This window comes from Sulfurivermis fontis (assembly GCF_004001245.1).
GTDB lineage: Bacteria > Pseudomonadota > Gammaproteobacteria > Thiohalomonadales > Thiohalomonadaceae > Sulfurivermis > Sulfurivermis fontis.
In genome coordinates this window covers 2124675-2147454 of record NZ_AP018724.1, presented here as the reverse complement: position 1 = coordinate 2147454, position 22780 = coordinate 2124675, and the positions used below count along the sequence as shown (strand labels likewise).

Here is a 22780-nt window from a genome sequence, read left to right as displayed (position 1 = left end):
TCCCGTCGTCCCGGGCGAAACCCGGAACTAGGGAAGGTCTGAATAAGTCCATCCTGGACTTCTCAGACCACGCCAGCGAAAAGTGTGATTTTCGCTCGGCTTCATTTTTCAACGGCTTATCGTCGTTGAAAAATGGCGGCACATCCCTGTGCCGCGGAAGCTCTGAACTTATTCAGAGCTTCCCTAGGCGATGTGGCGATCGAGAAACTCGCGCACGAAGGGTGCCGGCCGCGCGGAGGTGAAGCGATCCACCTCGGCGCCGTTCTTGAACAGGATCACGGTGGGGAAGCCGCGCGCCTTGTAGTGGCCGGCGATCTTCATGTTCTCGCCTTCGTCGGCATCCAGTTTGGCGAGCAGCACCTTGCCCGCGTATTCACGCAACACCTTGTCCAGCACCGGCGCCAGGGCCAGGCAGGGGGAGCACCACTCGGCCCAGATGTCGAGCAGGATCGGCTGCCGGTGCGAAGCCTCCAGCACCTTGTCCTTGAAGTCCTCCTGCATCACATCGAAGATGTACGGATTATGTCCAGTCATGATTATTCGCCAGTTCGGGGTGAAAACGTGCAGCGCGCCATTCTGCGCATCCCCTGCCTGCTTTGCAACCGGCGCCGGCCATGGGCCTGACGCCGCTGCTCAATCATGCCTGGGACGTGACGCCAGCGGCGGCGCGGGCTTTGCAGGAGTCGCTGCGCGGCAGGGTGGTGCTGCGCGACCGGTTGGGCGAGGTGCGCTGTGTGGCCGGTGTCGACGTCGGTTTCGAGCAGGACAACACCATCACGCGCGCCGCGGTGGCGCTGTTGTCCTATCCCGAGCTGGAACTCATGGAATACGCCATCGCGCGCCGTCCCACCGGTTTCCCCTACGTACCGGGCCTGCTGTCCTTCCGCGAGATTCCGGCCGTGCTGGAGGCGCTGGCGCGACTGCGCGGGCGGCCAGATCTGCTGCTGTGCGACGGCCAGGGTATCGCCCACCCGCGCCGCTTCGGCATCGCCGCCCATCTCGGCGTGTTGTGCGACGTGCCGGCCATCGGCGTGGCGAAGAGCCGGCTGCTGGGTACCTTCGGCCAGTTGCCCGATCAGCGCGGTGCCTGGGTGCCGCTACGTGACGGTGGGGAAATCATCGGTGCCGTGCTGCGCACGCGGCGCGGCGTGAAGCCGCTGTTCGTCTCGCCCGGACACCGCATCAGCCTGCCCACCGCCGTGTACTACACCCTGGCCTGCACCGGGCGCTATCGTTTGCCGGAGACCACGCGCCAGGCCCATCATCTGGCCTCGGTGGCACAGTTTGTCGACGGCGCGGATTCGTGCCTACAATCAGTGCCATTGCCAACGGGAGAGAATAATTCATGAACCTGGAAAAGGTCGTCTTCGGTTTCTTCATCATTCTGGCGCTGACCCTGAACTTCGGCTTCTTCATCGGCGAATTCGACAACCCCGATCACCATAACGTCTATGAGCTGTTTGCGGTGATCGTGGTCAACCTGATCGCCACGGTGCTCAAGTTCGGCGATCGCACGCAGATGGGCGCGCTGCTGCTGGCCTCGTCGCTGGTGGCCGACCTGCAGTTGTTGGCGGCGGCAGTCGTCTGGGGCTATGCCCAGCATGTCAGCGGCACCGGCCTGGATTCGATGGTGATGGGCAGCATCGTTTCCCTCGCCGGCGGCGCCATGCTGGCCAACATCGTTTCGGTGGTGCTGCTGATCATCGAAACCACCAACCTGCGGCGCTGATGGACAAGGTCATCTTCCTGTTCCTGCGGCGCATGCGTGCGCCGCTGCTGGTGCTGATCGCCGCCTACACCATCGCCGTGCTGGGCCTGGTGCTGATCCCCGGTGTGGACGATCAGGGCCGGCCCTGGCATATGGGCTTTTTCCATGCCTTCTATGTCATCAGCTATACGGCGACGACCATCGGTTTCGGTGAAGTGCCCCATGCCTTCACCGATGCGCAGCGCATGTGGACCATCGTCTCCATCTATCTGTCTGTAATCGCCTGGCTGTATGCCATCGGCAAGATCCTCACCCTGTTGCAGGAGCCGGCCTTCAAGCGCGCGGTGATCGAGCAGGCGTTTGCACGCAGCATCCGCCGCCTGCGCGAGCCGTTCTATATCATCTGTGGTTATGGTGACACCGGCAGCCTGCTGGTGCGTGCCCTGGCGCAGCGCAACATCCGCGCCGTGGTCATCGACCGCAATCCTGACCGCATCGATGACCTGGAGCTGGAGGATATGGGCATGTATGTGCCTGGCCTGTGTGCCGACGCCAGCCTGTCGTCCTACCTCACCATGGCGGGCCTGCTCCACCATCACTGCCGCGGCGTGGTGGCGCTCACCGACGACGACGAGGCCAACCTGAAGATCGCCATCACCAGCAAACTGCTCAACCGGCCGCTGCCGGTGATCTGCCGCGCCGAGACGCGCGATGTGCAGAACAACATGGCGTCCTTCGGCACCGATTACATTATCAACCCCTTCGATACCTTCGGCGATCGGCTGGGGCTGGCGCTGCACTCGCCGGGGACCCATCTGCTCTATGAATGGTTGACCTCGGTACCCAATATGCCGCTGTCGGAGCCGCTGTATCCGCCGCACGGCAAGTGGGTGTTGTGTGGTTACGGCCGCTTCGGCAAGGCGGTGCACGAAAGTCTGGTGGGTGAAGGAGTCGAGGTCGTGATCGTCGAGGCCGACCCGCAGCGCACCGGCTGCGCCGATCGCTGCATCATCGGCCGCGGCACGGAGGCGATAACGCTGCAGGCCGCCGGAATCGACGAGGCGGTGGGCATCGTCGCCGGCACCGACAACGATGCCAACAATCTGTCCATCGTGATGACGGCAGCGGAACTCAATCCCAAGTTGTTCATGGTGGCGCGGCAGAACCGGCATGACAACGACGCCATCTTCAAGGCCGCCAGGCTCGATCTGGTGATGCACCGCAGCGAGATCATCGCCGAGGACATCCTGGCCCAGCTCACCACCCCCTTGTTGCCGGTATTCCTGCAGCAGGCGCGCGCGCAGAGCAACGACTGGGCCAACGAGGTGGTGAGCCGCATCAGCGCGGTGACCGGCGAGGTGGTTCCCGCGGTGTGGACGCTGACGCTGGACGGCAATGAGGCGCCTGCCCTGCTGCGGGCACTGGCGGCCGGCGATGTGCGCCTGGGCGAGATCATGCGCGATCCGCGTGCGCGCGACGAAGCGCTGCCCGCCATCGCGCTGTTATTGCAGCGCGGGCGGGAGACACGCTTGATGCCGACGGGGGATGTCGTGTTGCGCAGCGGCGATCGCCTGCTGTTCTGCGGCCGCAGCGGTGTGGCGGAGCGCATGGCCCGCACCACACTCAACGACAACGTGCTGCGCTACGTCCTCAGCGGTGAGGAGCGCCCCGCCGGCTGGGTGTGGAAGGCCCTGCGGGCGAGGGGTTAGGGACGGGATACGAGGTACGAGATAGGCACAACGGTTTTGGTTCGTGCGCCCTGTTTCGCGCTCAGACACCAGACCGTTTGGTATTTCGTCCCGCGTATCCCGCCTCCCGTACCTGCTCAGTACTGCGGCATGTACAGCGGATACAGCACCTGCTCTTCCTTCTGGATGCGTTGTCCCAGCACCTGGCCGATGGTGGCGAAGTCCTTGGCGAAGGCCCCGGCCAGTTCCTTGTCCACACCGATGGCCTCGTATTTCTTCAGGAAGTTCATCGCTACCTTGGCGATGCCGTCCATCTCGCGGCGGAAACCGCGGATCAGTTCGGAATTGGTTTCGTCGTTGGCCAGACAGCGGTCCAGATAGATGTACAGGCGCACGTTCTCGGTGAGCAGGTGGCTCTGCAATCCGCTGCGGAAGGCGTCGAGTTTCTGCGACACCGCGGCGTAGTCGCCTTCATCGAAGGCGGCCTTGATTTCGCCATAGAGGCCGAGCAGGGCCTGATGGTCGGACTTCAGCTGGTCTATCAGCTCGGGGTGATAGCGGATCTCGGTGCCGGGGGCGGTGTTGTATTGCGGCGTCGCCGCCGCAGGCGCGTCCTGTTTGCTCTCCCCCTTCTTTTTGAAAAAGTCGAACATGGTCTCTCCTCCTGAGTTGTGTCGTGTGGAGGGAGATCAATAGCCGTTCGATGTGTGCGTGTATTTGATTTGGATCAAGATGCAGAGCCCGTTCCCGCGGACCACCAGATGCGGCAGGCACCCTCGTCGGACACCATGCAGGGGCCGATGGGACTGCGCGGGGTGCAGGGCTGGCCGTACAGCTTGCAGGCGGTGGGGGGGATCCTGCCCAGCACCACGCGGGCACAGTCGCAGCCGGGCGGCATCTCGCCGGCGCGGCGGCGCAGTGCGGCGCCGTGATCGGGCAGGTGTTCGCGGGCGTCGTGGCGGCGCAGCGCGCCCTTGAGGTGGTAGCCGGAGGCGGGGATGTTGCCGATGCCGCGCCAGGGGGCGGCGCCGATGTCGAAGCTGGCCGCCAGCAGGCGCCGTGCGGCGACATTGCCTTGTGGTCTGACCACCTCCGGATAGCAATTGGCCAGGCCGGCCTTGCCGTCCAGTTTCTGCCGGATTACGGCGTAAAAGGCGGCGAGCAGGCTCTCCGGGCTGAAACCGGCCACCGCCGCCGGCAGGCCATGTTTTTCCGGCACGAACAGCCATTCGTCGGAACCCATCACCGCCGATACATGGCCGGGGGCGATGAGGGCATCGAAGCCGGGTTGTTCGGAATCCAGCAGCATCGCCACCGCCGGCCAGGTGAGGCGGCCGGCCATCACCAGCAGGAGATTCTCCGGCGCGCCCTCCTGCAGCAGGGCGGCGAGCGGTGCGGTGGTGGTTTCGAAGCCGGCGGCAAGAAATACCACCTGGCGAGCGGGATTGTCGTGGGCGATCCGTGCCGCCTCGAGCGGCGAGGCGATGGGGCGGATATCGGCGCCGAGGGCGCGCGCCTGTTCCAGCGAGCGCGCCTCGTCCTTCGGCACATTCACCGGCACGCGCAGCATGTCGCCGTAAGCCACTACGATGGCCTCCTCGCGCAGGCCGTGCTGGATGGCCGCGTAGATGGCCTCTTCCGGGCATACGCATACGGGGCAGCCGGGCCCGGGAATCAGTTCGATGTTGCGGGGCAGGACACCACGCAGGCCGGCCGTGGTGATGGAGCGTTCATGACCGCCGCAGACGTTCATGATGCGCACCGGCTCCGTCAGCGGCAGGGCGCGGATCAGGTCGAGCCAGTCGCGGGCGCTACGCGTCATATCGGGAAACCGCGAAAATCCAACGCAAAGACGCAAAGGGGCGCAAAGAATAATTTTTCCGTAGGGTGCACACCGCGCACCCTACGCGTCGCTGCACCTGAGTCCGCACAAGACCACACTGCACCAGCGATGTTCATCCAGGGGCTTTTTGCCCCCATTACCCTTGCGCTCTTCGCGTCCTTTGCGTCTTTGCGTTGAAGTCTTTTGACGTTCATACACGGAATACACCGTTGAATCTTTCCGCTGGCCGCAGCTTGCGCGCGGCCGCGCGGCGTGCCGCAGTCTCTGCGCGCAGCCAGCCAAACCAGGCGTCCATGCCGGCGCCCTTGCGGGCGGACAGTTGCAGCACCGGGGCGGCGTTGGCCAGCTGGCGCAGATGCTGTTCGGCCCGCGCCGGGTCGAAGTCGTCCAGCACGGCCAGCAGGTCGGACTTGGTGAGCAGCAGCAGATCGGCGGCGCGGAACATCACCGGGTATTTCGCCGGCTTGTCGTCGCCCTCGGTGGTGGAGAGCAACACCACGTTGCGGTGCTGGCCGAGGTCGAAGCTGGCGGGGCAGACCAGGTTGCCGACGTTCTCGATGAACAGCAGGTCGATTTTTGCGAGGTCGAGGTGGTGCAGGGCATCGTGCACCATGTGGGCGTCCAGATGGCAGGCGCTGCCGGTGGTGATCTGGATCGCCGGCACGCCCTGGGCGCGAATGCGTTCGGCGTCGTTCTCGGTCTCCAGATCGCCCTCGATGACGGCGATGCGGAGTTCATCCTTCATTGCCGCGATGGTCGCCTCCAGCAATGCGGTCTTGCCCGCGCCGGGGGACGACATCAGGTTGATGGCGAGCACGCCGTGTTTCTCCAGATGCTCGCGGTTGTGCGCCGCCTGCTGGTCGTTTTCGCCCAGCAGGCCGTGCAGCACCTCCACCGCCGCCTTGCCGTCAGCGCTGTGTGACAGTTTGCCGCCGGCCTCGATGAGGTGCTTGTTGCCGGGAGTGATGTTGCAGCCGCAGGTGTCGCACATAGGGGCAGATACAAGTTACAAGTGGAAAGTTACAAGTATAAGAACTTCAAGACTTCGTCAGCTCAATACTTGCCAATAACAGTTCATCGCCGCTGATGAGCTGTGTGTGCCAGTCGCCGCAGGCACCGCAGATGAGGCGGTTGGGCGCTGCGGCGGTCTCGGCACCGCAATTTTGGCAGCGCACGGTGAGCGGCAGTTCCTCGATCACCAGTTCGGCGCTGGCGGCCACGGTGCCGGCGCGGGCGATGGGGAAGGCATCCTGCAACAGACGCGGCTCGACGCCGGATAGCGGACCGATGCGCAACACGACTTTCTCTACGCTGTGCGCGGCGTTCTCCCTTGCCACCTGTTCCACCTGGGCCAGCAGCGCCTGGCACACCGACAATTCATGCATCGCTTTCCGCCAGGATCTGGTCGAACAGTTCCCAGGACTGGCGCGCGTCTTCCTCACTGATCTTCTGGATGGCGTAGCCCACGTGCACGATGACGAAATCGCCCACGGCGGGCAGCTCGTCCTGCAGCATGAACAGGCTGATGTCGCGCTCCACGCCCTTGGCGCTGGCGCGTGCGTTGTAGCCGCTTATGCCGATGATCTGCATGGGAATGCCGAGACACATGGTGGGAAATCCGCTGGCCAAGTCCCCGCGAGTATAGCCATATCACCGGGACAACCCAACACACTCGCCAAATGTCACAAACTGTGTCTATAGTTAGCGGACAACACCAATAACTAAAACAATTCCGAGGAGATCATGACCACAGTCGTGCTGGGCGTGGGCAACACCCTGCTTACCGACGAGGGGGTAGGGGTGCATGTGGTGGAGCGTCTGCGCCGCGATCATCCCGCTCTCGATGCCGTCGAATATCTCGATGGCGGCACCCTCAGTTTCACCCTGGCCGGCCCCATGGCCGAGGCCGACGAACTCATCATCATCGATGCCGCCGAACTGAAGGCGGTTCCCGGCACCGTCACCCTGTTTGAGGAGGCTGCGATGGACGACTATCTGGGGCGCGGCAAGCGCCGCAGCGTGCATGAGGTCAGCCTGCTCGACCTGCTGGCCATCGCCCATCTCACCGACTCCCTGCCGGCGCGCCGTGCCCTCATCGGTATCCAGCCACAGGAGCTGGGCTGGGGGGATACGCCCAGCCCGGTGGTCGCGGCGGCGATCCCCCGGGCCTGCACCATGGCCCTCGATCTCATCCGGAAATGGCGACAATGAACAGTCTGAAAAATATCGGCGTGCATGTGGTGCATGTGGGCGGCAACGGCAATGCCAGAGCGGTGCTGCGCGAAGTGGAAAACCTGCTGCAGAAGCTGGTGGAGGAGGGCGAGGAGAGCAGCATCGATCTGTCCGGCCTGCCGTTGACGCCGGAGGATTATGACCTGCTGGAGGAAACCCTGGGCGAGGGCGAGGTGGTGGCCGAGGTGCACAGTCTGGGGCCGACGCGCATCCACGAAACCGGCATCCCCGGTGTGTGGTGGGTGACCCATTACAACGACGAGGACGAGGTGCTGGCCGAGTTCATCGAGGTGGCCTGGTGCCCCGAGATACTGCTGGCGCCGGAGGATGACGTGAAGGACGGGCTGGAGGCCTTGCGTGCCCGTCTGTTCGAATTGAATCAGGAGGGTGGTCATGGCGGATGAAACCATGCTCGATATTTTGAAGCGGCGCGGCGTCAGCCGGCGCGGTTTCCTGAAATTCTGTGCGGCGACCACCTCGCTGCTCGCCCTGCCGCCGTCCATGGCGGCGGCGGTGGCCGAATCCCTAGGCAGGGTGCGACGTCCGGCGGTGATCTGGCTGTCGTTCCAGGAGTGCACCGGTTGCACCGAGTCGCTGACCCGCGCCCATTCCCCCAGTATCGAGAGCCTGATCTTCGATGCCATCTCCCTCGACTATCACCACACCCTGCAGGCGGCCTCCGGCCATGCCGCGGAGGAGGCGCGCGAGCACTCCATGAAGGCGGACTGGGGCAACTATCTGCTCATCGTCGACGGCTCCATCCCGCTCAAGGACGGCGGCGTGTATTCCACCATCGCCGGCATCAGCAATCTTGCCATGCTGCAGGAGGCGGCGGCCGGCGCCGCCGCCATCGTCGCCATCGGCACCTGTGCCGCCTACGGCGGCCTGCCCCACGCCCAGCCCAATCCCACCGGCGCGGTGGCGGTGTCCGACATCGTCAAGGACAAGCCGATCATCAATGTTCCCGGCTGCCCGCCGGTGCCAGCGGTGATGGTGGGGGTGCTGGCCCACTACCTTACCTTCGGCACGCTGCCCGACCTCGATGATCTGGGGCGGCCGCGCGCCTTCTATGGCGAGTCCATCCACGATCGCTGCTATCGCCGGCCGTTCTACGACCAGGGCAAGTTCGCCAAGACCTTCGACGATGCGGGGGCGCGCGACGGCTGGTGTCTGTTCGAACTGGGCTGCAAGGGACCGACCACCCACAACGCCTGCGCCACCACCAAGTGGAACGGCGGCACCAGCTGGCCGGTGCAGTCCGGCCACGGCTGCATCGGTTGTTCCGAGCCGGACTTCTGGGATGCCGGTGGTTTCTACAAGGCACTCTCCACGCCGGTGAACTCCGTCAGCGGTGCCGCCACGGCGGCGGTGGCCGCAGGCGCGGCGGCCGGCATTGCCATCGGCCTGGCCAACCGCCAGCGCAAGGCGCGCGCCCGGGCCGGACACCAGACCGTCACCATCGCAGACCTGGAGAAGTGAGATGAGTGCCATGGAGTTGCTGCTATGGGCGCGCGGGCCGGGGCTGGTCATTGCCGCCGTCATCTTCCTGTTCGGCATGACGCTGCGCCTCATCGAGGTCTACAGCCTGGGGCGCAAGCGCGATCTGGCTGTGCCGCGCAGCCCGACGCCGGGATCGGGCTGGCGTACCATCGTTACCCGCTCATTGCCCCATGCCGATACCTGGCGCCGCTCCGGGCTCACCATCGTCGCCGGCTTCGTGTTCCACATCGGCCTGTTCGTCGTGCTGCTGTTCCTGCTGCCGCACATCGAGCTGATCCGCTCGCTCACCGGCCTGAGCTGGCCGGCGCTGCCGACACCGCTGGTCGACCTGGTGACGGTGATCACCCTGATCGCCCTCATCGTCGCCCTGGTGCACCGGCTGATGGACCCGGTGAAGCGGTTTCTGTCCGGCTTCGGCGACTATCTGGCCTGGACCGTGACCTTCCTGCCGCTGCTCACCGGGTACATGGCCTACCATCACCTGCTGCTCGACTACACCCTGCTGCTGGCGCTGCACATCCTGTCCGTCGAACTGCTGCTGGTGGTATTCCCCTTCACCAAGCTCACCCACACCTTCACCCTGTTCATCGCCCGCTGGTACAACGGCGACATCGCCGCGCGCAAGGGGGTGGCGTCATGAGCAGTAAGCAGGGGCCCCGCGTAGCGGGGATGCGCACGTCCGCGAATGACGCCGGCCACCGACAGGCGCGGAGCAAGTCGCCGGCAGGTTGGAGCGGAGGTGGCGTCATGAGCAGTAAGCAGGGGCCCCGCGTAGCGGGGATGCGCACGTCCGCGAATGACGCCGGCCACCGACAGGCACGGAGCAAGTCGCCGGCAGGTTGGCGCGGAGGTGGCGTCATGAGCAGTAAGCAGGGGCCCCGCGTAGCGGGGATGCGCAAATGTGTAGGGTGGGCAAAGCGCAGCGTGCCCACCCTGGGCGCCGAGGGTGGGCACATCGCTAACGCTCCTTTGCACACCCTAAAAACGCAGTTTGAAACGGAGGTGGCGTCATGAGTGCGACACTTGAGAAAGGCTTGAATGCCTTCCGCGAGGTGATGGATGCCCCCATCGCCAGCTTCTTCTCCAGTTGCGTGCATTGCGGCATGTGCGCCGATGCCTGCCTGTTCTATACCGAGACCGGTGACCCAAAATACACGCCCATCCACAAGCTGGAGCCGTTGCGCCGCCTGTGGCAGCAGGAGTACACCCTGACCGGGCGTGTCGGACGCCTGCTCGGCCTGAGCAAGCCGGTGAGCGACGAGGAACTGAAAAGCTGGAGCGAGCTGGTGTACGACAGCTGCACCCTGTGCGGCCGCTGCTCCATGGTCTGCCCGGTGGGCAACGACATCACCTACATGGTGCGCAAGATGCGCGAAGGCATGGCCGTCGCCGGCCATGCACCGGAGGGCGTCATCGGTGCCACCAAGCGCACCATCGAGCTGGGCAGCCCGATGGGTGTGAAATTGCAGGCCCTGCAGGCGCAGATCCGCGCCCAGGAGGCGGAGACCGGGCTAAGCATTCCGATTGACGTGCAGGGTGCCGACTACATGGCGCTGCTGTCGTCCATGGAGATCATCAACTTCCCGGAATACCTCGGTGCCCTGGCGCGCATCTTCCATCAGGCCGGCGTGAGCTGGACGCTTTCATCGGAGGCCTTCGAGGCCACCAACAGCGGCATCCAAATCGGCGCCTCTGACATTGCCCGGGAGATTGTCGCGCGCATCGTCACCGCGGCGGAAAAATTGCAGGTGAAGAACGTGATCAGCCCGGAATGCGGCCATGCCTTCACCGCGTTGCGCTGGGAAGGTCCCAATCTCATCGGCCGGCCCTACCAGTTCCAGGTGGTGCATATCCTCGAACTGCTCGATGAGTTGCGCCGCAGCGGGCGTCTCAAGACCTCCGGCAAGGAGGATGCGGCGCTGACCTTCCACGACCCCTGCCAGATCGTGCGCCGCGGTGGTGTGGTGCAGCCGCCGCGGGTGCTGCTGGGCGAGGTGGCGAGCGATTTCCGCGAGATGCCGGACCACGGCGTGATGAACTGGTGTTGCGGCGGTGGTGGCGGCGTCAGTGCCAATGACCGTGCCGAGGCGTTGCGCCTGCAGGCCTTCAAGCGCAAGAAGGCCCAGCTCGATGCGCTGGGCGTGGACACCATGGTGACCGCCTGCGCCAACTGCCGCATCGTCTTGGAGGAAGGCTTGGAGCACTACAACATGAACGTCAAGGTGGTCGGCCTGACCGAACTGGTGGCCGAGCATCTGGTGGAACAGGAGGCCGGTAAATGAACGTCAGATATCTTGTCGGGTCCGCAAATGAACGCGAATGTACGCAAATCAAGGAGCAGGTTCATGGGCCCGAGATAGCGGTGCTGCCGCCCACCGGATGAGCCATGTCATGGTGGCTAGCTCAATAGCTATTCGCGTTTATTTGCGTCCATTGGCGGACTGACTGAGGATTTCTTTATGAACCAGCGTGTGGTAGTCGATCCCATTACCCGCATCGAGGGTCATCTGCGCATCGAGGCGGAGACCGAGGGCGGCGTCATCACCCAGGCCTCCAGTTCCGGCACCATGGTGCGTGGCATCGAGATCATCCTGCGCGGCCGTGACCCGCGTGATGCCTGGGCCTACGCCCAGCGCATCTGCGGTGTGTGCACCCTGGTGCACGGCATCGCCTCGGTGCGCGCGGTGGAGAATGCGCTCAACTATCCGATTCCGCCCAACGCCCAGCTGATTCGCAATCTGATGATCGCCGCGCAGTACGTGCATGACCATGTGATGCACTTCTACCACCTGCATGCACTGGACTGGGTGGATGTGGTATCGGCACTGAAGGCCGATCCCAAGGCCACCTCGGAACTGGCGCAGTCGATCAGCCACTATTCCAAATCCTCGCCCGGCTATTTCGCCGACATGCAGAAGAAGCTGAAGGATTTCGTCGAGGGCGGTCAGCTCGGCATCTTCGCCAACGGCTACTGGGGCCATCCGGCCTACAAGCTGCCGCCGGAGGCCAACCTGATGGCGGTGGCGCATTATCTGGAGGCCTTGTCCTGGCAGCGCGAGGTGGCCAAGCTGCACGCCATCTTCGGCGGCAAGAATCCGCACCCCAACTTCCTGGTCGGCGGCGTGCCCTGCGCCATCAGCGTGCATCCGGACCACCCGGGCCGCGGCAAGGGACCGCACTTCCGTGGCGGTGCCGGCGCCACGGCGGTGGACCTCACCGGCCTGCAGAAGGTGAAGGACATCATCGGCCAGATGCGCGACTTCGTCGATCAGGTGTACGTGCCGGACACCCTGGCCATCGCCTCGTTCTACAAGGACTGGGCGCAATACGGCGAGGGCGTGGGCAACTTCATGACCTACGGCGACTTCCCGGCCAATGGCATGGACGACCCGTCCAGCTTCCTGATCCCCTCCGGCGTGATCCTCAACCGCGATCTCTCCACCGTGCATGAGCTGGACATGAACGCCGCCGATCACATCCAGGAATACGTATCCCACTCCTGGTACGACTACAGCGTGGGCAAGGAAAAGGGACTGCATCCCTACGACGGCGAAACCAACCTCAACTACACCGGCCCCACACCGCCCTACGAGCACCTTGAGGTCGACAAGAGCTACTCCTGGCTCAAGTCGCCGCGCTGGAAGGGCAAGCCGATGGAGGTGGGGCCGCTGGCGCGCGTGCTGATGCTGCATGCCCGTGGTCATGCGCAGACGCAGGAACTGGTGAACATGACGCTGCGCACCCTGGACGTGCCGGTGCAGGCGCTGTTCTCCACCCTGGGGCGCACGGCGGCGCGCACGCTGGAGACGAAGATCATCGTCGATGCCATGGCCGGCTGGTACAACCAGCTCATCGCCAACATCAAGGCCGGCGACCTGCGCACCTTCAACGAAACCCTGTGGGAGCCCGCCACCTGGCCGCAGACCGCCCGCGGCGTCGGCTACATGGAGGCGCCGCGCGGCGCGCTGGGTCACTGGATCGTCATCAAGAATGGTACCATCGACAACTACCAGGCGGTGGTGCCGTCCACCTGGAACGCCGGGCCGCGCGATGCGCAGGGACAGGACGGTCCCTACGAGGCCGCCCTCAAGGGCCAGCCGCTGCACGACCCCAAGCAGCCCATCGAGATCCTGCGTACCATCCACAGCTTCGACCCCTGCATCGCCTGCGCGGTGCACGTCACCGACCCGGACGGTGAAGAGCTGGTGAAGGTGACGGTTCGTTGAAACCAGTTACAAGCTGCAAGTGACAAGTTACAAGTGAATGAACTCGCTGCGCTCGTACTGTATTTGAATTCAAACAACCGTGCGCGCAGCGCACACCTGCGCAACTTGTCACTTGTCACTTGTCACTTGTCACTTGTCACTTGTCACTTGTCACTTGTCACTTGTCACTTGTCACTTGTCACTTGTCACTTGAAACTTGTATCGCCGTTAATCAAGGAGGACAGCCCAATGAAATTGCGTCATATCGTTAGCATCATCGGCCTCATGGCCCTGCCCGGCATCGCCGCCGCCCACACCGGTCTCGGCACCGGCGGATTCGGAGCCGGCCTGCTCCATCCCTTCAGCGGTGTCGATCATCTGCTGGCCATGCTTACCGTCGGCCTGTGGGCCGCCACCCTGGGCGGCAGCGCTGCCTGGAAGGTGCCGATGGCCTTTATCGTCATGCTGGTCACCGGCGCGGTGCTGGGCTTGAGCGGAACACATTGGCCTCTGGTGGAGTCCTTCATCGCCGCCTCGGTGCTGGTGCTGGGACTGGCGGTGACCCTGGCCTGGCGCGTGCCGGCCGGCGCGGGCATCGCCCTGGTCGGACTGTTTGCTCTGTTCCACGGCCATGCCCACGGCGCCGAGGTGCCGGTGGCCGCGGTGGGTTATCTGTATGTTGCCGGCATGGTCCTGGCCAGCGGCGCGCTGCACCTGACCGGCTTCGGCATCGGCCATGCGCTCCGGCAGCGTCCCCGGCTGCTGCGCGGCGGCGGCGCCCTGGTGGCGGGGGCCGGTGCCTGGCTGGTGGCCGGTCTGCTGCTGCCGGGGTGATATCACCACAACCGCGCGGTTGTCGTCAGGGAGTGGACGTGTCGTTCAAGAAACAACTGGAGCACCGCCTGCTGCATTGGATGGAACAGGGCTGGACGGTGGCTGTTGCAACGCCATGACACCATCGATGTGATGCTGGAACCCGGTGCGCCCTATGGATGGCCGCATGCGGTGTTCCATGAGTTGCCGCCGGGCAGGTGGGTGGCCGGTTTCAGTATGCGGGTGAGCCGTGGTGGAACCCGGATACCGGGAAGACCGAGGCGCTGCACCACGTCGGCGTGCGTTACGGTAGCGAGGATTATTTTGTTCCCGCCGGGAAAGGGCGCAAGCTGGAACGTTCGGCAGCGGATGAAGTGGACATGTCCGGTGTCGCCGTGGCTCGTTTGGGTGATGGAGCAATTCAGGCTTTGCTAATAAACGGTGTGGAGCGCTATCGTGAAACACTGTTTTGACGACGCCGTCACACTGTCTGGCGGATGATGGCTTGCGTCAAAAAACAGGGCTATACTTGGTCGCGCTGCAGGTTGAAACGTGTCTTTCTGCTTATCCGCCGGAGAACAGGCAGCTCATCTTCAACAGCTGTGGTTGGGATGCATCAGAAATTCATTTTGAGGTGATTTGCATGGCTACAGGTACCGTGAAGTGGTTTAACGAATCCAAGGGCTTTGGTTTCATTGCACCGTCCGATGGCAGCGAAGATGTGTTTGTGCACTTCTCCGCCATTCAGGGCAGCGGCTTCCGCACCCTGCGTGAAGGTCAGGCTGTGACTTTCGAAACGGAAAAGGGACAGAAAGGCCTGCAGGCCCGGAACGTGGTTCCCGCCTAAGCAACTTGCAGCGGTAACGCTGAATTGAGAAACCCGCCATACGGCGGGTTTCCTTTTTCAGGCATGCGCTAGTGTACGGTGCAGGACAGGTGTTTTATTTCCTGAACGGCGCGACGTATTTGTCGTAATAGTCCTCTGCCAGCACGGCCGCCTCGCGCATCTGTTTGATGGTGAGTTGGTCGGCGATGGCATCGCGGAATTTTTCTGCCGAGGTGTCACCCTGGCCGGCAGCGAGGTCGAGCCAGGCATAGGCCTCGATGTAGTTTTTCTCCACGCCCACGCCATACAGATACAGCCCGCCCAGTTTGCCCTGGGCGCGCATATCGCCCTGCCGGGCCGCCTGCAGGAATTCGGCGTAGGCGGCGGTGTAGTTGCCTTGTTCATAGGCCGCCATGCCCTCCTCGAAGCCGGCACGGGCGAAGGTGGAGCAGAAGAGACAGAACAGGGCGGCGGTGAAACGGTGGCGCATGGCGTATCTCCTGGGCTGCATGTTTTTCAGGGGCTGATCGGTTTGCCGTCGAGCAGGGCGCGTCCCTGGTCCAGCTTGAGGCGACCTTCGGCGAACCAGCGTATGGCCTCGGGATAGATGCGGTGCTCCTCGCGCAGCACGCGGGCGGCGAGGGACTCGGGGCTGTCGTTGGGCTGCACCGGCACACGGGCCTGGAGGATGATCGGGCCGGCATCCAGTTCCGGGCTGACGAAGTGTACGGTGGCGCCGTGTACGGCGTCACCGGCGGCGAGGGCGCGGGCATGGGTGTCGAGACCGCGGTGGCGCGGCAGCAGCGAGGGGTGGATGTTGAGCATGCGACCTTCGTAGCGGCGCACGAAACCGTCGCTGAGGATGCGCATGAAGCCGGCCAGCACCACCAGTTCCGCACCGCAGTCGTCGATGACCGCGGCCAGCGCGGCGTCGTAGCTTTCCCGATCGGGATAGTCCTTGTGGTTCAGCACGCGGGTGGTGATGCCGGCCTGGCGCGCACGCTCCAGACCGTAGGCCTCGGCCTTGTTGCTGATCACCGCGCGGATCTCCACCGGCAGACCGGCCTGCGCGGCGTCGATGATGGCCTGCAGGTTGCTGCCGCTGCCGGAGATGAGGACGACGATGGGCAGTTTGCGCGGGCCGGTCGCACTCATCAGTTATTGATCACGACCTGTGCACCGTCCGCGGCCACCGTATCGATGGCACCCAGGTGCCAGGCGTTCTCGCCGGCGCCGCGCAGCAGCTCCAGACTGCGGGCCAGGTCTTCCTGGGCTACCGCGATCACCATGCCGACGCCGCAGTTGAACACGCGGTGCATCTCGCGCTCGGCGATGTTGCCCTTCTGCTGCAGCCAGTCGAAGACCGGCGGACGCTGCCAACTCTTGCCGTCGATGACGGCGCGGCAGTTCTCCGGCAGCACGCGCGGGATGTTCTCGATGAGGCCGCCGCCGGTGATGTGGGCGAGGGCATGCACGTCCACCGCGGCGAACAGCTTGAGCAGCGGCTTGATGTAGATGCGGGTGGGAGCGAGCAGGGTCTCGCCCAGGGTCTTGCCGTGGAACTCCTCGCCCAGGTAGGCGTTGCTCACCTCGATGACCTTGCGCACCAGGGAATAGCCGTTGGAGTGCGGGCCGGAGGAGGCGAGGCCGATCAGGGCGTCACCCGGGCGCACCTTGCTGCCGTCGATGATCTTGCTCTTTTCCACCACGCCGACGGCGAAGCCGGCCAGGTCGTAGTCGCCGCCGTGGTACATGCCCGGCATCTCGGCGGTCTCGCCGCCGATGAGGGCGCAGCCGGCCTGTTCACAGCCTTCCGCGATGCCCTTGATCACGTCGGCGGCGGTGTCCACATCGAGGTGGCCGGTGGCGTAGTAGTCGAGGAAGAACAGCGGCTCGGCGCCCTGTACCACCAGGTCGTTGACGCACATGGCGACCAGATCGATGCCGATGGTGTCGTGCTTGTGCAGCTGCATCGCCAGCTTGAGCTTGGTGCCGACGCCGTCGGTGCCGGATACCAGGACCGGCTCCTTGTAGCGATCCAGCGGCACCTGGAACAGGGCGCCGAAGCCACCCAGGCCGCCGATCACTTCGGGGCGCTGGGTGCGTTTGGCGTAGGGTTTGATGCGTTCGACCAGGGCGTCGCCTGCGTCGATGTCGACCCCGGCGTCGCGGTAGCTGAGGCCGGCGCTGTGCTGCTTGTCGTTGCTCACGTGTAGTCCCCGTCGAGGCTGGTGATGCGTGGGCCGGGCCCACGGTACGGAAAGTGCGCTATTGTACCTTGAACATCCGGCGCCGTCTGCCGCGGCTTGACTTGCGGCAGGCAGTGACATAGCGTGCGCGGGCATGAAGCGACTCCCTTCTCTTCTCTGGATACTGCTGCTCATCGGGCTGGTCGCGGGTGCGGCGACGGCGGCGGAGGTGCGCGATCTCTACGAGGCCGAGGTCGTGGTGGCCGACCAGCAGGCGGAGGCGCGCCAGCAGGCCATGCGTGACGGGCTGGCCGAGGTGCTGGTGCGCGCCACCGGCTATGGCGCCACGGCACAGGATCCAGGGCTGGCCGATCTGCTCGACAACGCCCCCCGCTATGTGCAGCAGTACCGTTACCGCACGGTGCGGGCGACGGACACCACGCCGGCCACGCTGGCGCTGTGGATGTCTTTCGACGCCAAGGCCATCAACCAGTCCCTGCGTGAGCGCGGCCAGCCGGTGTGGGGCAGTGCACGCCCCCTGCTGCTGGTGTGGTTGGCGCTGGAGACCGGCAGCGAACGGCGTCTGGTGTCTGCGGCGGAAAGCGTCGCCTGGCCAGCGCTGGAAACGGCGGCGCGCCGGCGTGGTCTGCCCCTGCGTCTGCCCCTGCTCGATCTGGAGGATCAGGCCCGGGTGACCGCGGCCGATGTGTGGGGCGGATTTCAGGAAACGGTCGTGACTGCCTCTGCCCGCTACCAGCCACAGGCGATCCTGCTTGGCCGTCTGTACCACGATCGTCAGGGGGGCTGGCATGCGCGCTGGACCCTGCGGATCGGCGAGGAAGTGCTGCACTGGGACAATACCGGGGCGGTGCCGGATGAGGTACTGACCGCCGGCGTGGAGAGCAGTGCCGATGCCCTGGCGGCGCGCTTCGCCCAGGTGGGTGCCGTGGGTGGCGGCACGCAGCTCAGCCTGCACATCAGCGACGTCAATTCACTGGCCGACTATGCCCGCCTGCTCCGTTACCTGAGCTCACTCAGCGGCGTCAGCGCAGTCCAGGTCACCGCTGTGCAGGGCGGGACGGTGAGTTGTCGGTTGACCCTGGAGGTGGGGCCGGATGCCGTGGCGCGTACCATCGGGCTGGGGACGACCCTGGCAGCGCTGCCCGGAATGGCAGAGCCCCTGAGCCTGGAGCGGCAGTACCGCCTGCTCCCCTGACGGCGGGACATGTTGTCTTTTCTGCCCAATCTCATCACCGGCCTGCGCATCCTGCTGATCCCTCCGTTTCTGTGGCAGTTGTTGCAGGGCAATCATGGCAGCGCCCTGGCACTTTTCGTGCTGGCCGGACTCTCCGATGGCCTGGACGGTTTTCTGGCCAAACACTATGGCTGGCGCAGCCGCCTCGGTGCAGTGCTGGACCCGCTGGCGGACAAGCTGTTGATGTTGTGCGCCTACCTCGCGTTGGGCTGGCTGGGGGCGCTGCCGTGGTGGCTGGTGGGGATGGTGTTGCTGCGCGATGGCATCATCGTTGCCGGGGCGCTGGCCTATTACCGTCTGTTCGGCGCCTATGAAATGGAGCCCCTGCGGGTCAGCAAGCTCAATACCGTATTGCAGATCACGCTGGTGTTCGTCGTCCTGCTGGCGCTGTGGCAGGGGGATGTACCATCGGCAGTGTTGGATGGATTGGTGTGGCTGGTGGGGGCATTTACCCTGTTCAGCGGCATGGCCTATGTATGGATATGGAGCCGGCGCGCCCTGGGAGAGGAAGGCAAAGGATGACGGAATCACAGAAATGGCTGGCGCTGGCGGTGCTGATTCTGGCCGGAGTGCTGCTGTACCTGTTGGCCCCGGTATTGGCCCCCTTCGCGACCGCCGCAATCCTGGCCTATATCGGCAATCCCCTGGTGGAGTCGCTGGCACGCTGGCGCCTGTCGCGCACCGTGGCGGTGGCGGTGGTGTTTCTCGCCCTGGCCCTGCTGGGAGTTTTGCTGGTGCTGGTGTTGGTGCCCATGCTGGAGCGCCAGTTGGTGTTGCTCGCCGGCAAGTTGCCGGCGTTGCTCGACTGGCTGCAGCAACAGGCCCTGCCCTGGTTGCAGACCCGTCTTGGCCTGGCAGAAGCCCCTGACCTCGGCGCCCTCAAAAGGTATGTGGTGGAGCAGTGGCAGTCGGCCGGCGGGTTGGCCGCGAAGATGCTGGCCTCGATGTCCCGCTCCGGCCTGGCCCTGCTCGGCTGGCTGGCCAACCTGCTGCTGGTGCCGGTAGTGGCCTTCTATCTGTTGCGCGACTGGCAAAGGCTGCTGGACTGGCTGCAGGAACTGTTGCCGCGGCGCGTCGAACCCGAGGTGGTGAAACTGGTGCGCGCGGTGGATGAAGTGCTGGGGGCCTTCTTCCGTGGTCAGCTGCTGGTGATGCTGGCATTGGGGCTTATCTACACCTTTGGCCTGTGGCTGATCGGTCTGGACCTGGCCCTGCTCATCGGCATGCTGGCCGGCCTGGTCAGCTTTGTTCCCTACCTCGGTCTCATCGTCGGCGTGTTCGCCGCCGGCATCGCCGCCCTGCTGCAGTTCCATGAACTGTTGCCCCTGCTCTACGTGCTGGCGGTATTCGGTGTGGCCCAACTGCTGGAGGGTATGGTGCTGACGCCCTGGCTGCTGGGCGAGCGCATCGGTCTGCACCCGGTCGCCGTGATTTTTGCGGTGATGGCCGGCGGCCAGCTGTTCGGCTTCCTTGGCATCCTGCTGGCCCTGCCGGTGGCGGCGATGGTGCTGGTGCTGTTGCGCTATGCCCACCGGCGTTATCTCGACAGCCGGCTCTATTCCGCCGCCAACCGGGGCTGACGTGGAACGGCAACTGACCCTGCGCATCGGGCTGCGCGACAGCGCCACCTTTGCCAATTTCCTCCCCGGCGACAACGCCGCGGCACTGCACCTGCTGCAGCAGGGCGGCGAACCTTTCATCTATCTGTGGGGCGCTGGGGGCAGCGGTCGCAGCCATCTGCTCCAGGCCGCCTGTCATGCCGTGACTGCCGGCGGAGGCAGTCCCGCCTACCTGCCCTTGGCCGGGTTGGCCGATACCGGGGTGGCCATGCTCGATGGCCTGGAGCAAATGTCCCTGGTGTGCCTGGATGACCTGCAGGCGGTGGCTGGCAACGCGGCTTGGGAGGAGGCGCTGTTCCATCTCTACAACCGGGTGCGCGATGCCGGCGGGCGTCTGCTGGCGGCGGCCGATGCCAGTCCCGTCACCCTCGGCATTCAGTTGGCGGATCTGCGTTCACGGTTGGCCTGGGGACCGGTGTTCCAACTTCAGCCCCTGGATGACGCCGGCAAGCTTGCGGCGTTGCAGTTGCGGGCCCGGGCCCGTGGCATGGATTTGAGCGAGGAAGTGGGCACTTACCTGTTGCGGCGCTGCCCGCGCGACATGCAGGCCCTGTTCGAATTGCTGGAGCGGCTGGATCAGGCCTCCCTGGCGGCGCAGCGCCGCCTCACCATTCCCTTCGTGCGCGAACTGATCAGTTAAGGAAGTTCTGAATAAGTTCAGAGCTTCCTTAACCCCGCTCGCCGCGTGGCCGCCGCGGGATCACCCCGCCCATGAGGCGGACATAGGACAGTGCGCCGATGTACAGGCACAGTGCCAGCGCAATCTCCACCACCGCCAGCGGCCGATCCCCGGGCGTGGCAAAGGCCTCGCCGGCCCCGTGCAGCAGATACAGCAGGGCCAGCAGGCTGGCCCAGAAGTGACTCTTGGGGCGGGCCTGCAACAGGCCGCGCAGCGGCAACAGCAGCGGTCCGACCAGCACCAGCAGGACCAGTCCGGTGGGCAGGGTGGATGGCGACAGCCAGAGCTGCCAGGCCAGCAACAGGGCGATGAGGCCGAAGTAACCGGCGAGGGTGGCGGTGCGGGCGAGCAGTAAACGATTCATCGGCGCAGCGCCGGGATGTTGCCGGCCTCCAGTTGGGCGCGGGCGGTGAGTGCCAGGCGCCGGCCGAGGGCTTGGCACAGGTGCTTTTCCTCCTCGCTCAGCGGCAGGCCGCCATCGGCCCCGGCGTGGTGGGAGGGGCCATAGGGCGTGCCGCCGCTGCGGGTATGCAGCAGTTCGGTCTCGCTGTAGGGGAGGCCGAGCAGCACCATGCCGTGGTGCAGCAGGGGCAGCATCATGGTGAGCAGGGTGCTTTCCTGGCCGCCATGCAGGCTGGCGGTGGAGGTGAACACAGCCGCCGGTTTACCTATGAGGCTGCCCGAAAGCCAGAGCGGGCTGGTGCGGTCGAGAAAGTATTTGAGCGGTGCCGCCATGTTGCCGAAATGGGTCGGACTGCCCAGGGCGAGGCCGACACATTCCTCCAGGTCGCACAGTTCGGCGTAGGGCGCGCCCTCTGCGGGTATTTCGGGGGCCACCGCCGCGCACTCCGGGGATACGGCGGGTACCGTACGCAGGCGCGCTGCCATGCCCGCAACCTCCTCGATGCCGCGGGCGATATGCCGCGCCATGTCCGCCACGGCACCGTGGCGGCTGTAGTAGAGCACCAGTATCTCGTTCATGGCTTAGAGCAGTTCCAATACCTTTTCCGGCGGCCGGCCGATGACGGCACGCTGGCCGCTGATCACGATGGGGCGCTCGATGAGGCGCGGGTGCCGCACCATCGCATCGATGAGGGCGGCGCGGCTCAGTGCCGGATTGTCCAGCCCCAGTTCCGCGTACTCCGCCTCCTTCCTGCGCATCAGTTCACGCGGTTCCAGGCCGAGCAGTTGGAGGATATGCTCCAGTTCGGCGTGGCTGGGCGGCGTGTCGAGATAGTTGATGACCCGGGCCTGCTGGCCGTGCTCGCCGATCAGTTGCAGCGCCTGGCGCGATTTGGAGCAGCGGGGGTTGTGGTAGATGGTGATGGTCATGGCGCGGCAGCCTGTTGTACGTCGGAGGGTGGCATTTTAGCGGCAGTTGCCGCGGCCGACCATGTGTGTGCAGCGGCCGATTCTGTGATTCCACTAACAATCTACGCGCCGGAAGTGACTGATAATACAGGAACGCTTTACTTGACACTCTTTTTCATAGGGTGTTAGTTTGTACGAAGTATGCCGCCTTTCCTCCGTGGGAAGCAAAATTCAACGACGCATGGAGCCATGAACATGAAAATCAAGAACATGCTGAAGTATTCCGGTCTTGCCGCGCTGGTGCTGACGGTCGCGGTCGGCTGTGCCAGTGCCCCGAAGGAAGAGGCCGCTGAGTCTACCGCTACCCAGGAAACCGCAGCCTCCAGCATGGAAGCACAAAATGCCATCAACGAAGCCAAGCTGGCTGCCGAGAAGGCCCAGGCTGCGGGTGCCGCCTGGCGCGACACCGATGGCCTGATCAAGCAGGCTGAAGAGGCGATGAAGGCCGGCGACTATGCCAAGGCCATTGCACTGGCCGAAGAGGCGCGCCGTCAGGCTGAAGCCGCCCTGGCTCAGCATGAGGCTGAAATGGCCAAGATGGGTGCTGCCGGCAGTGCCTCCTCCAGTTACGAAGTCGTGCGCGGTGACAGCCTGTGGCGCATCTCCGGCAAGAGCGAGATCTACGGTAACCCCTACCAGTGGCCGCTGATCTACAAGGCCAACCGCGACAAGATCAAGGACGCCGATCTGATTTACCCGGGCCAGATGCTTGCCATCGACCGTGCCGCCTCCAGCGCCGATGTGGCCGCTGCCGTCAACCATGCCAAGACCCGTGGTGCCTGGTCACTGGGTGTGGTCGAAGAGTCTGACAAGGCGTATCTCGCCAAGTAATCCCGTGTTGTTGCAGATTGC

At 64.7% G+C, this 22780-nt stretch carries 29 protein-coding genes; 17 read left to right on the top strand and 12 right to left on the bottom strand.

Going from position 1 to position 22780, the window contains the following annotated elements; translation table 11 throughout:
* Positions 1-183 precede the first annotated feature (183 nt).
* On the bottom strand, positions 184-534 hold the full coding sequence (locus EP379_RS10875; protein WP_127477830.1) for a thioredoxin family protein: 351 nt from the start codon (positions 532-534) through the stop codon (positions 184-186).
* Positions 535-614: 80 nt separating this feature from the next.
* Between EP379_RS10875 and nfi the strand changes: the two genes are divergently transcribed.
* The 3 genes from nfi to EP379_RS10860 are packed head-to-tail and all read left to right on the top strand — an operon-like array spanning position 615 to position 3417.
* On the top strand, positions 615-1349 hold the full coding sequence (nfi, locus tag EP379_RS10870; protein ID WP_127477829.1) for a deoxyribonuclease V: 735 nt from the start codon (positions 615-617) through the stop codon (positions 1347-1349).
* The gene (locus tag EP379_RS10865) at positions 1346-1729 is read left to right on the top strand and encodes a DUF6394 family protein (RefSeq protein ID WP_127477828.1); all 384 of its coding nucleotides are present in this window, start codon (positions 1346-1348) and stop codon (positions 1727-1729) included. The genes nfi and EP379_RS10865 overlap by 4 nt, the downstream gene beginning before the upstream one ends.
* Positions 1729-3417 (top strand): NAD-binding protein, encoded by a 1689-nt coding sequence (locus tag EP379_RS10860; protein ID WP_127477827.1) that lies wholly within the window; start codon positions 1729-1731, stop codon positions 3415-3417. The genes EP379_RS10865 and EP379_RS10860 overlap by 1 nt, the downstream gene beginning before the upstream one ends.
* Positions 3418-3533: 116 nt before the next feature.
* Here the strand turns inward: EP379_RS10860 and EP379_RS10855 are convergent, their stop codons facing one another.
* The 5 genes from EP379_RS10855 to EP379_RS10835 all read right to left on the bottom strand — a co-directional run bounded on the left by EP379_RS10855 (position 3534) and on the right by EP379_RS10835 (position 6847).
* A complete protein-coding gene (locus EP379_RS10855; RefSeq protein ID WP_127477826.1) occupies positions 3534-4049 on the bottom strand; it encodes a hemerythrin domain-containing protein in 516 nt (171 codons plus the stop codon).
* A 74-nt stretch (positions 4050-4123) separates the two neighbouring features.
* On the bottom strand, positions 4124-5218 hold the full coding sequence (gene hypD / locus EP379_RS10850; RefSeq protein ID WP_127477825.1) for a hydrogenase formation protein HypD: 1095 nt from the start codon (positions 5216-5218) through the stop codon (positions 4124-4126).
* Between the two features lie 211 nt (positions 5219-5429).
* A complete protein-coding gene (gene hypB, locus EP379_RS10845) occupies positions 5430-6230 on the bottom strand; it encodes a hydrogenase nickel incorporation protein HypB (protein WP_127477824.1) in 801 nt (266 codons plus the stop codon).
* Between the two features lie 46 nt (positions 6231-6276).
* The gene (hypA, locus tag EP379_RS10840; RefSeq protein WP_127477823.1) at positions 6277-6624 is read right to left on the bottom strand and encodes a hydrogenase maturation nickel metallochaperone HypA; all 348 of its coding nucleotides are present in this window, start codon (positions 6622-6624) and stop codon (positions 6277-6279) included.
* Positions 6617-6847: a HypC/HybG/HupF family hydrogenase formation chaperone gene (locus EP379_RS10835; protein WP_127478898.1), complete on the bottom strand. Its 231-nt coding sequence runs from the start codon at positions 6845-6847 to the stop codon at positions 6617-6619. The genes hypA and EP379_RS10835 overlap by 8 nt, the downstream gene beginning before the upstream one ends.
* Before the next feature lie 135 nt (positions 6848-6982).
* Here EP379_RS10835 and EP379_RS10830 point away from each other — a divergent pair, with 135 nt between their 5' ends.
* From EP379_RS10830 to EP379_RS10790, 9 genes are all read left to right on the top strand, one after another.
* Entirely contained in the window at positions 6983-7450 is a 468-nt protein-coding gene (locus EP379_RS10830) for a HyaD/HybD family hydrogenase maturation endopeptidase (RefSeq protein ID WP_127477822.1), read from the top strand.
* A complete protein-coding gene (locus EP379_RS10825; protein WP_172600450.1) occupies positions 7447-7875 on the top strand; it encodes a hydrogenase expression/formation C-terminal domain-containing protein in 429 nt (142 codons plus the stop codon). The genes EP379_RS10830 and EP379_RS10825 overlap by 4 nt, the downstream gene beginning before the upstream one ends.
* Positions 7865-8950 carry a hydrogenase small subunit gene (locus EP379_RS10820; protein WP_127477820.1) on the top strand — a complete coding sequence of 362 codons (1086 nt, stop codon included), beginning with the start codon at positions 7865-7867 and terminating at the stop codon, positions 8948-8950. Before EP379_RS10825 ends, EP379_RS10820 begins: the two co-directional genes overlap by 11 nt.
* A 1-nt stretch (position 8951) precedes the next feature.
* Positions 8952-9611, top strand: a complete 660-nt coding sequence (locus EP379_RS10815; RefSeq protein WP_127477819.1) for a hypothetical protein — start codon at positions 8952-8954, stop codon at positions 9609-9611.
* A 370-nt stretch (positions 9612-9981) separates the two neighbouring features.
* Complete coding sequence (locus tag EP379_RS10810) at positions 9982-11253, top strand: (Fe-S)-binding protein (protein ID WP_127477818.1); 1272 nt, start codon at positions 9982-9984, stop codon at positions 11251-11253.
* A gap of 177 nt (positions 11254-11430) precedes the next feature.
* Positions 11431-13197: a nickel-dependent hydrogenase large subunit gene (locus EP379_RS10805; RefSeq protein WP_127477817.1), complete on the top strand. Its 1767-nt coding sequence runs from the start codon at positions 11431-11433 to the stop codon at positions 13195-13197.
* Positions 13198-13425: 228 nt separating this feature from the next.
* Positions 13426-14010 (top strand): HupE/UreJ family protein, encoded by a 585-nt coding sequence (locus EP379_RS10800; RefSeq protein ID WP_127477816.1) that lies wholly within the window; start codon positions 13426-13428, stop codon positions 14008-14010.
* Positions 14011-14207: 197 nt separating this feature from the next.
* Entirely contained in the window at positions 14208-14462 is a 255-nt protein-coding gene (locus EP379_RS10795) for a hypothetical protein (RefSeq protein WP_127477815.1), read from the top strand.
* A 170-nt stretch (positions 14463-14632) separates the two neighbouring features.
* Positions 14633-14836 (top strand): cold-shock protein, encoded by a 204-nt coding sequence (locus EP379_RS10790; protein ID WP_127478897.1) that lies wholly within the window; start codon positions 14633-14635, stop codon positions 14834-14836.
* A gap of 94 nt (positions 14837-14930) precedes the next feature.
* Here the strand turns inward: EP379_RS10790 and EP379_RS10785 are convergent, their stop codons facing one another.
* Genes EP379_RS10785 through purM form a run of 3 tightly spaced genes read right to left on the bottom strand, consistent with a single transcriptional unit; the run spans position 14931 to position 17025 of the window.
* On the bottom strand, positions 14931-15305 hold the full coding sequence (locus tag EP379_RS10785) for an SEL1-like repeat protein (protein WP_127477814.1): 375 nt from the start codon (positions 15303-15305) through the stop codon (positions 14931-14933).
* Between the two features lie 26 nt (positions 15306-15331).
* On the bottom strand, positions 15332-15970 hold the full coding sequence (gene purN / locus EP379_RS10780) for a phosphoribosylglycinamide formyltransferase (protein ID WP_127477813.1): 639 nt from the start codon (positions 15968-15970) through the stop codon (positions 15332-15334).
* Positions 15970-17025 carry a phosphoribosylformylglycinamidine cyclo-ligase gene (gene purM / locus EP379_RS10775; RefSeq protein ID WP_232023896.1) on the bottom strand — a complete coding sequence of 352 codons (1056 nt, stop codon included), beginning with the start codon at positions 17023-17025 and terminating at the stop codon, positions 15970-15972. Before purM ends, purN begins: the two co-directional genes overlap by 1 nt.
* 133 nt (positions 17026-17158) lie before the next feature.
* Here purM and EP379_RS10770 point away from each other — a divergent pair, with 133 nt between their 5' ends.
* Genes EP379_RS10770 through hda form a run of 4 tightly spaced genes read left to right on the top strand, consistent with a single transcriptional unit; the run spans position 17159 to position 20518 of the window.
* On the top strand, positions 17159-18220 hold the full coding sequence (locus EP379_RS10770) for a DUF2066 domain-containing protein (protein WP_127477812.1): 1062 nt from the start codon (positions 17159-17161) through the stop codon (positions 18218-18220).
* A gap of 9 nt (positions 18221-18229) precedes the next feature.
* Complete coding sequence (locus EP379_RS10765; RefSeq protein WP_127477811.1) at positions 18230-18781, top strand: CDP-alcohol phosphatidyltransferase family protein; 552 nt, start codon at positions 18230-18232, stop codon at positions 18779-18781.
* Positions 18778-19839 (top strand): AI-2E family transporter, encoded by a 1062-nt coding sequence (locus EP379_RS10760; protein ID WP_127477810.1) that lies wholly within the window; start codon positions 18778-18780, stop codon positions 19837-19839. The genes EP379_RS10765 and EP379_RS10760 overlap by 4 nt, the downstream gene beginning before the upstream one ends.
* On the top strand, positions 19817-20518 hold the full coding sequence (gene hda, locus EP379_RS10755; RefSeq protein WP_420824459.1) for a DnaA regulatory inactivator Hda: 702 nt from the start codon (positions 19817-19819) through the stop codon (positions 20516-20518). The genes EP379_RS10760 and hda overlap by 23 nt, the downstream gene beginning before the upstream one ends.
* A gap of 28 nt (positions 20519-20546) precedes the next feature.
* Here the strand turns inward: hda and EP379_RS10750 are convergent, their stop codons facing one another.
* From EP379_RS10750 to arsC, 3 genes are read right to left on the bottom strand one after another with little or no spacing between them, the layout of a single operon-like run.
* Positions 20547-20921: a DUF2069 domain-containing protein gene (locus tag EP379_RS10750; protein ID WP_127477808.1), complete on the bottom strand. Its 375-nt coding sequence runs from the start codon at positions 20919-20921 to the stop codon at positions 20547-20549.
* On the bottom strand, positions 20918-21538 hold the full coding sequence (gene wrbA / locus EP379_RS10745; protein ID WP_127477807.1) for an NAD(P)H:quinone oxidoreductase: 621 nt from the start codon (positions 21536-21538) through the stop codon (positions 20918-20920). Before wrbA ends, EP379_RS10750 begins: the two co-directional genes overlap by 4 nt.
* Before the next feature lie 3 nt (positions 21539-21541).
* On the bottom strand, positions 21542-21889 hold the full coding sequence (gene arsC / locus EP379_RS10740; protein ID WP_127477806.1) for an arsenate reductase (glutaredoxin): 348 nt from the start codon (positions 21887-21889) through the stop codon (positions 21542-21544).
* Between the two features lie 234 nt (positions 21890-22123).
* On the opposite strand from arsC, the gene EP379_RS16700 reads away from it, so the two are divergent.
* Positions 22124-22759 carry a LysM peptidoglycan-binding domain-containing protein gene (locus EP379_RS16700; RefSeq protein ID WP_232023895.1) on the top strand — a complete coding sequence of 212 codons (636 nt, stop codon included), beginning with the start codon at positions 22124-22126 and terminating at the stop codon, positions 22757-22759.
* Positions 22760-22780: the final 21 nt, after the last annotated feature.

Excerpts from the sequence above, each read along its gene's own strand:
- EP379_RS10875 (WP_127477830.1), bottom strand. The coding sequence starts at position 534 with ATGACTGGACATAATCCGTACATCTTCGATGTGATGCAGGAGGACTTC.
- nfi (WP_127477829.1), top strand. The coding sequence starts at position 615 with ATGGGCCTGACGCCGCTGCTCAATCATGCCTGGGACGTGACGCCAGCG.
- EP379_RS10865 (WP_127477828.1), top strand. The coding sequence starts at position 1,346 with ATGAACCTGGAAAAGGTCGTCTTCGGTTTCTTCATCATTCTGGCGCTG.
- EP379_RS10860 (WP_127477827.1), top strand. The coding sequence starts at position 1,729 with ATGGACAAGGTCATCTTCCTGTTCCTGCGGCGCATGCGTGCGCCGCTG.
- EP379_RS10855 (WP_127477826.1), bottom strand. The coding sequence starts at position 4,049 with ATGTTCGACTTTTTCAAAAAGAAGGGGGAGAGCAAACAGGACGCGCCT.
- hypD (WP_127477825.1), bottom strand. The coding sequence starts at position 5,218 with ATGACGCGTAGCGCCCGCGACTGGCTCGACCTGATCCGCGCCCTGCCG.
- hypB (WP_127477824.1), bottom strand. The coding sequence starts at position 6,230 with ATGTGCGACACCTGCGGCTGCAACATCACTCCCGGCAACAAGCACCTC.
- hypA (WP_127477823.1), bottom strand. The coding sequence starts at position 6,624 with ATGCATGAATTGTCGGTGTGCCAGGCGCTGCTGGCCCAGGTGGAACAG.
- EP379_RS10835 (WP_127478898.1), bottom strand. The coding sequence starts at position 6,847 with ATGTGTCTCGGCATTCCCATGCAGATCATCGGCATAAGCGGCTACAAC.
- EP379_RS10830 (WP_127477822.1), top strand. The coding sequence starts at position 6,983 with ATGACCACAGTCGTGCTGGGCGTGGGCAACACCCTGCTTACCGACGAG.
- EP379_RS10825 (WP_172600450.1), top strand. The coding sequence starts at position 7,447 with ATGAACAGTCTGAAAAATATCGGCGTGCATGTGGTGCATGTGGGCGGC.
- EP379_RS10820 (WP_127477820.1), top strand. The coding sequence starts at position 7,865 with ATGGCGGATGAAACCATGCTCGATATTTTGAAGCGGCGCGGCGTCAGC.
- EP379_RS10815 (WP_127477819.1), top strand. The coding sequence starts at position 8,952 with ATGAGTGCCATGGAGTTGCTGCTATGGGCGCGCGGGCCGGGGCTGGTC.
- EP379_RS10810 (WP_127477818.1), top strand. The coding sequence starts at position 9,982 with ATGAGTGCGACACTTGAGAAAGGCTTGAATGCCTTCCGCGAGGTGATG.
- EP379_RS10805 (WP_127477817.1), top strand. The coding sequence starts at position 11,431 with ATGAACCAGCGTGTGGTAGTCGATCCCATTACCCGCATCGAGGGTCAT.
- EP379_RS10800 (WP_127477816.1), top strand. The coding sequence starts at position 13,426 with ATGAAATTGCGTCATATCGTTAGCATCATCGGCCTCATGGCCCTGCCC.
- EP379_RS10790 (WP_127478897.1), top strand. The coding sequence starts at position 14,633 with ATGGCTACAGGTACCGTGAAGTGGTTTAACGAATCCAAGGGCTTTGGT.
- EP379_RS10785 (WP_127477814.1), bottom strand. The coding sequence starts at position 15,305 with ATGCGCCACCGTTTCACCGCCGCCCTGTTCTGTCTCTTCTGCTCCACC.
- purN (WP_127477813.1), bottom strand. The coding sequence starts at position 15,970 with ATGAGTGCGACCGGCCCGCGCAAACTGCCCATCGTCGTCCTCATCTCC.
- EP379_RS10770 (WP_127477812.1), top strand. The coding sequence starts at position 17,159 with ATGAAGCGACTCCCTTCTCTTCTCTGGATACTGCTGCTCATCGGGCTG.
- EP379_RS10765 (WP_127477811.1), top strand. The coding sequence starts at position 18,230 with ATGTTGTCTTTTCTGCCCAATCTCATCACCGGCCTGCGCATCCTGCTG.
- EP379_RS10760 (WP_127477810.1), top strand. The coding sequence starts at position 18,778 with ATGACGGAATCACAGAAATGGCTGGCGCTGGCGGTGCTGATTCTGGCC.
- EP379_RS10750 (WP_127477808.1), bottom strand. The coding sequence starts at position 20,921 with ATGAATCGTTTACTGCTCGCCCGCACCGCCACCCTCGCCGGTTACTTC.
- wrbA (WP_127477807.1), bottom strand. The coding sequence starts at position 21,538 with ATGAACGAGATACTGGTGCTCTACTACAGCCGCCACGGTGCCGTGGCG.
- arsC (WP_127477806.1), bottom strand. The coding sequence starts at position 21,889 with ATGACCATCACCATCTACCACAACCCCCGCTGCTCCAAATCGCGCCAG.
- EP379_RS16700 (WP_232023895.1), top strand. The coding sequence starts at position 22,124 with ATGAAAATCAAGAACATGCTGAAGTATTCCGGTCTTGCCGCGCTGGTG.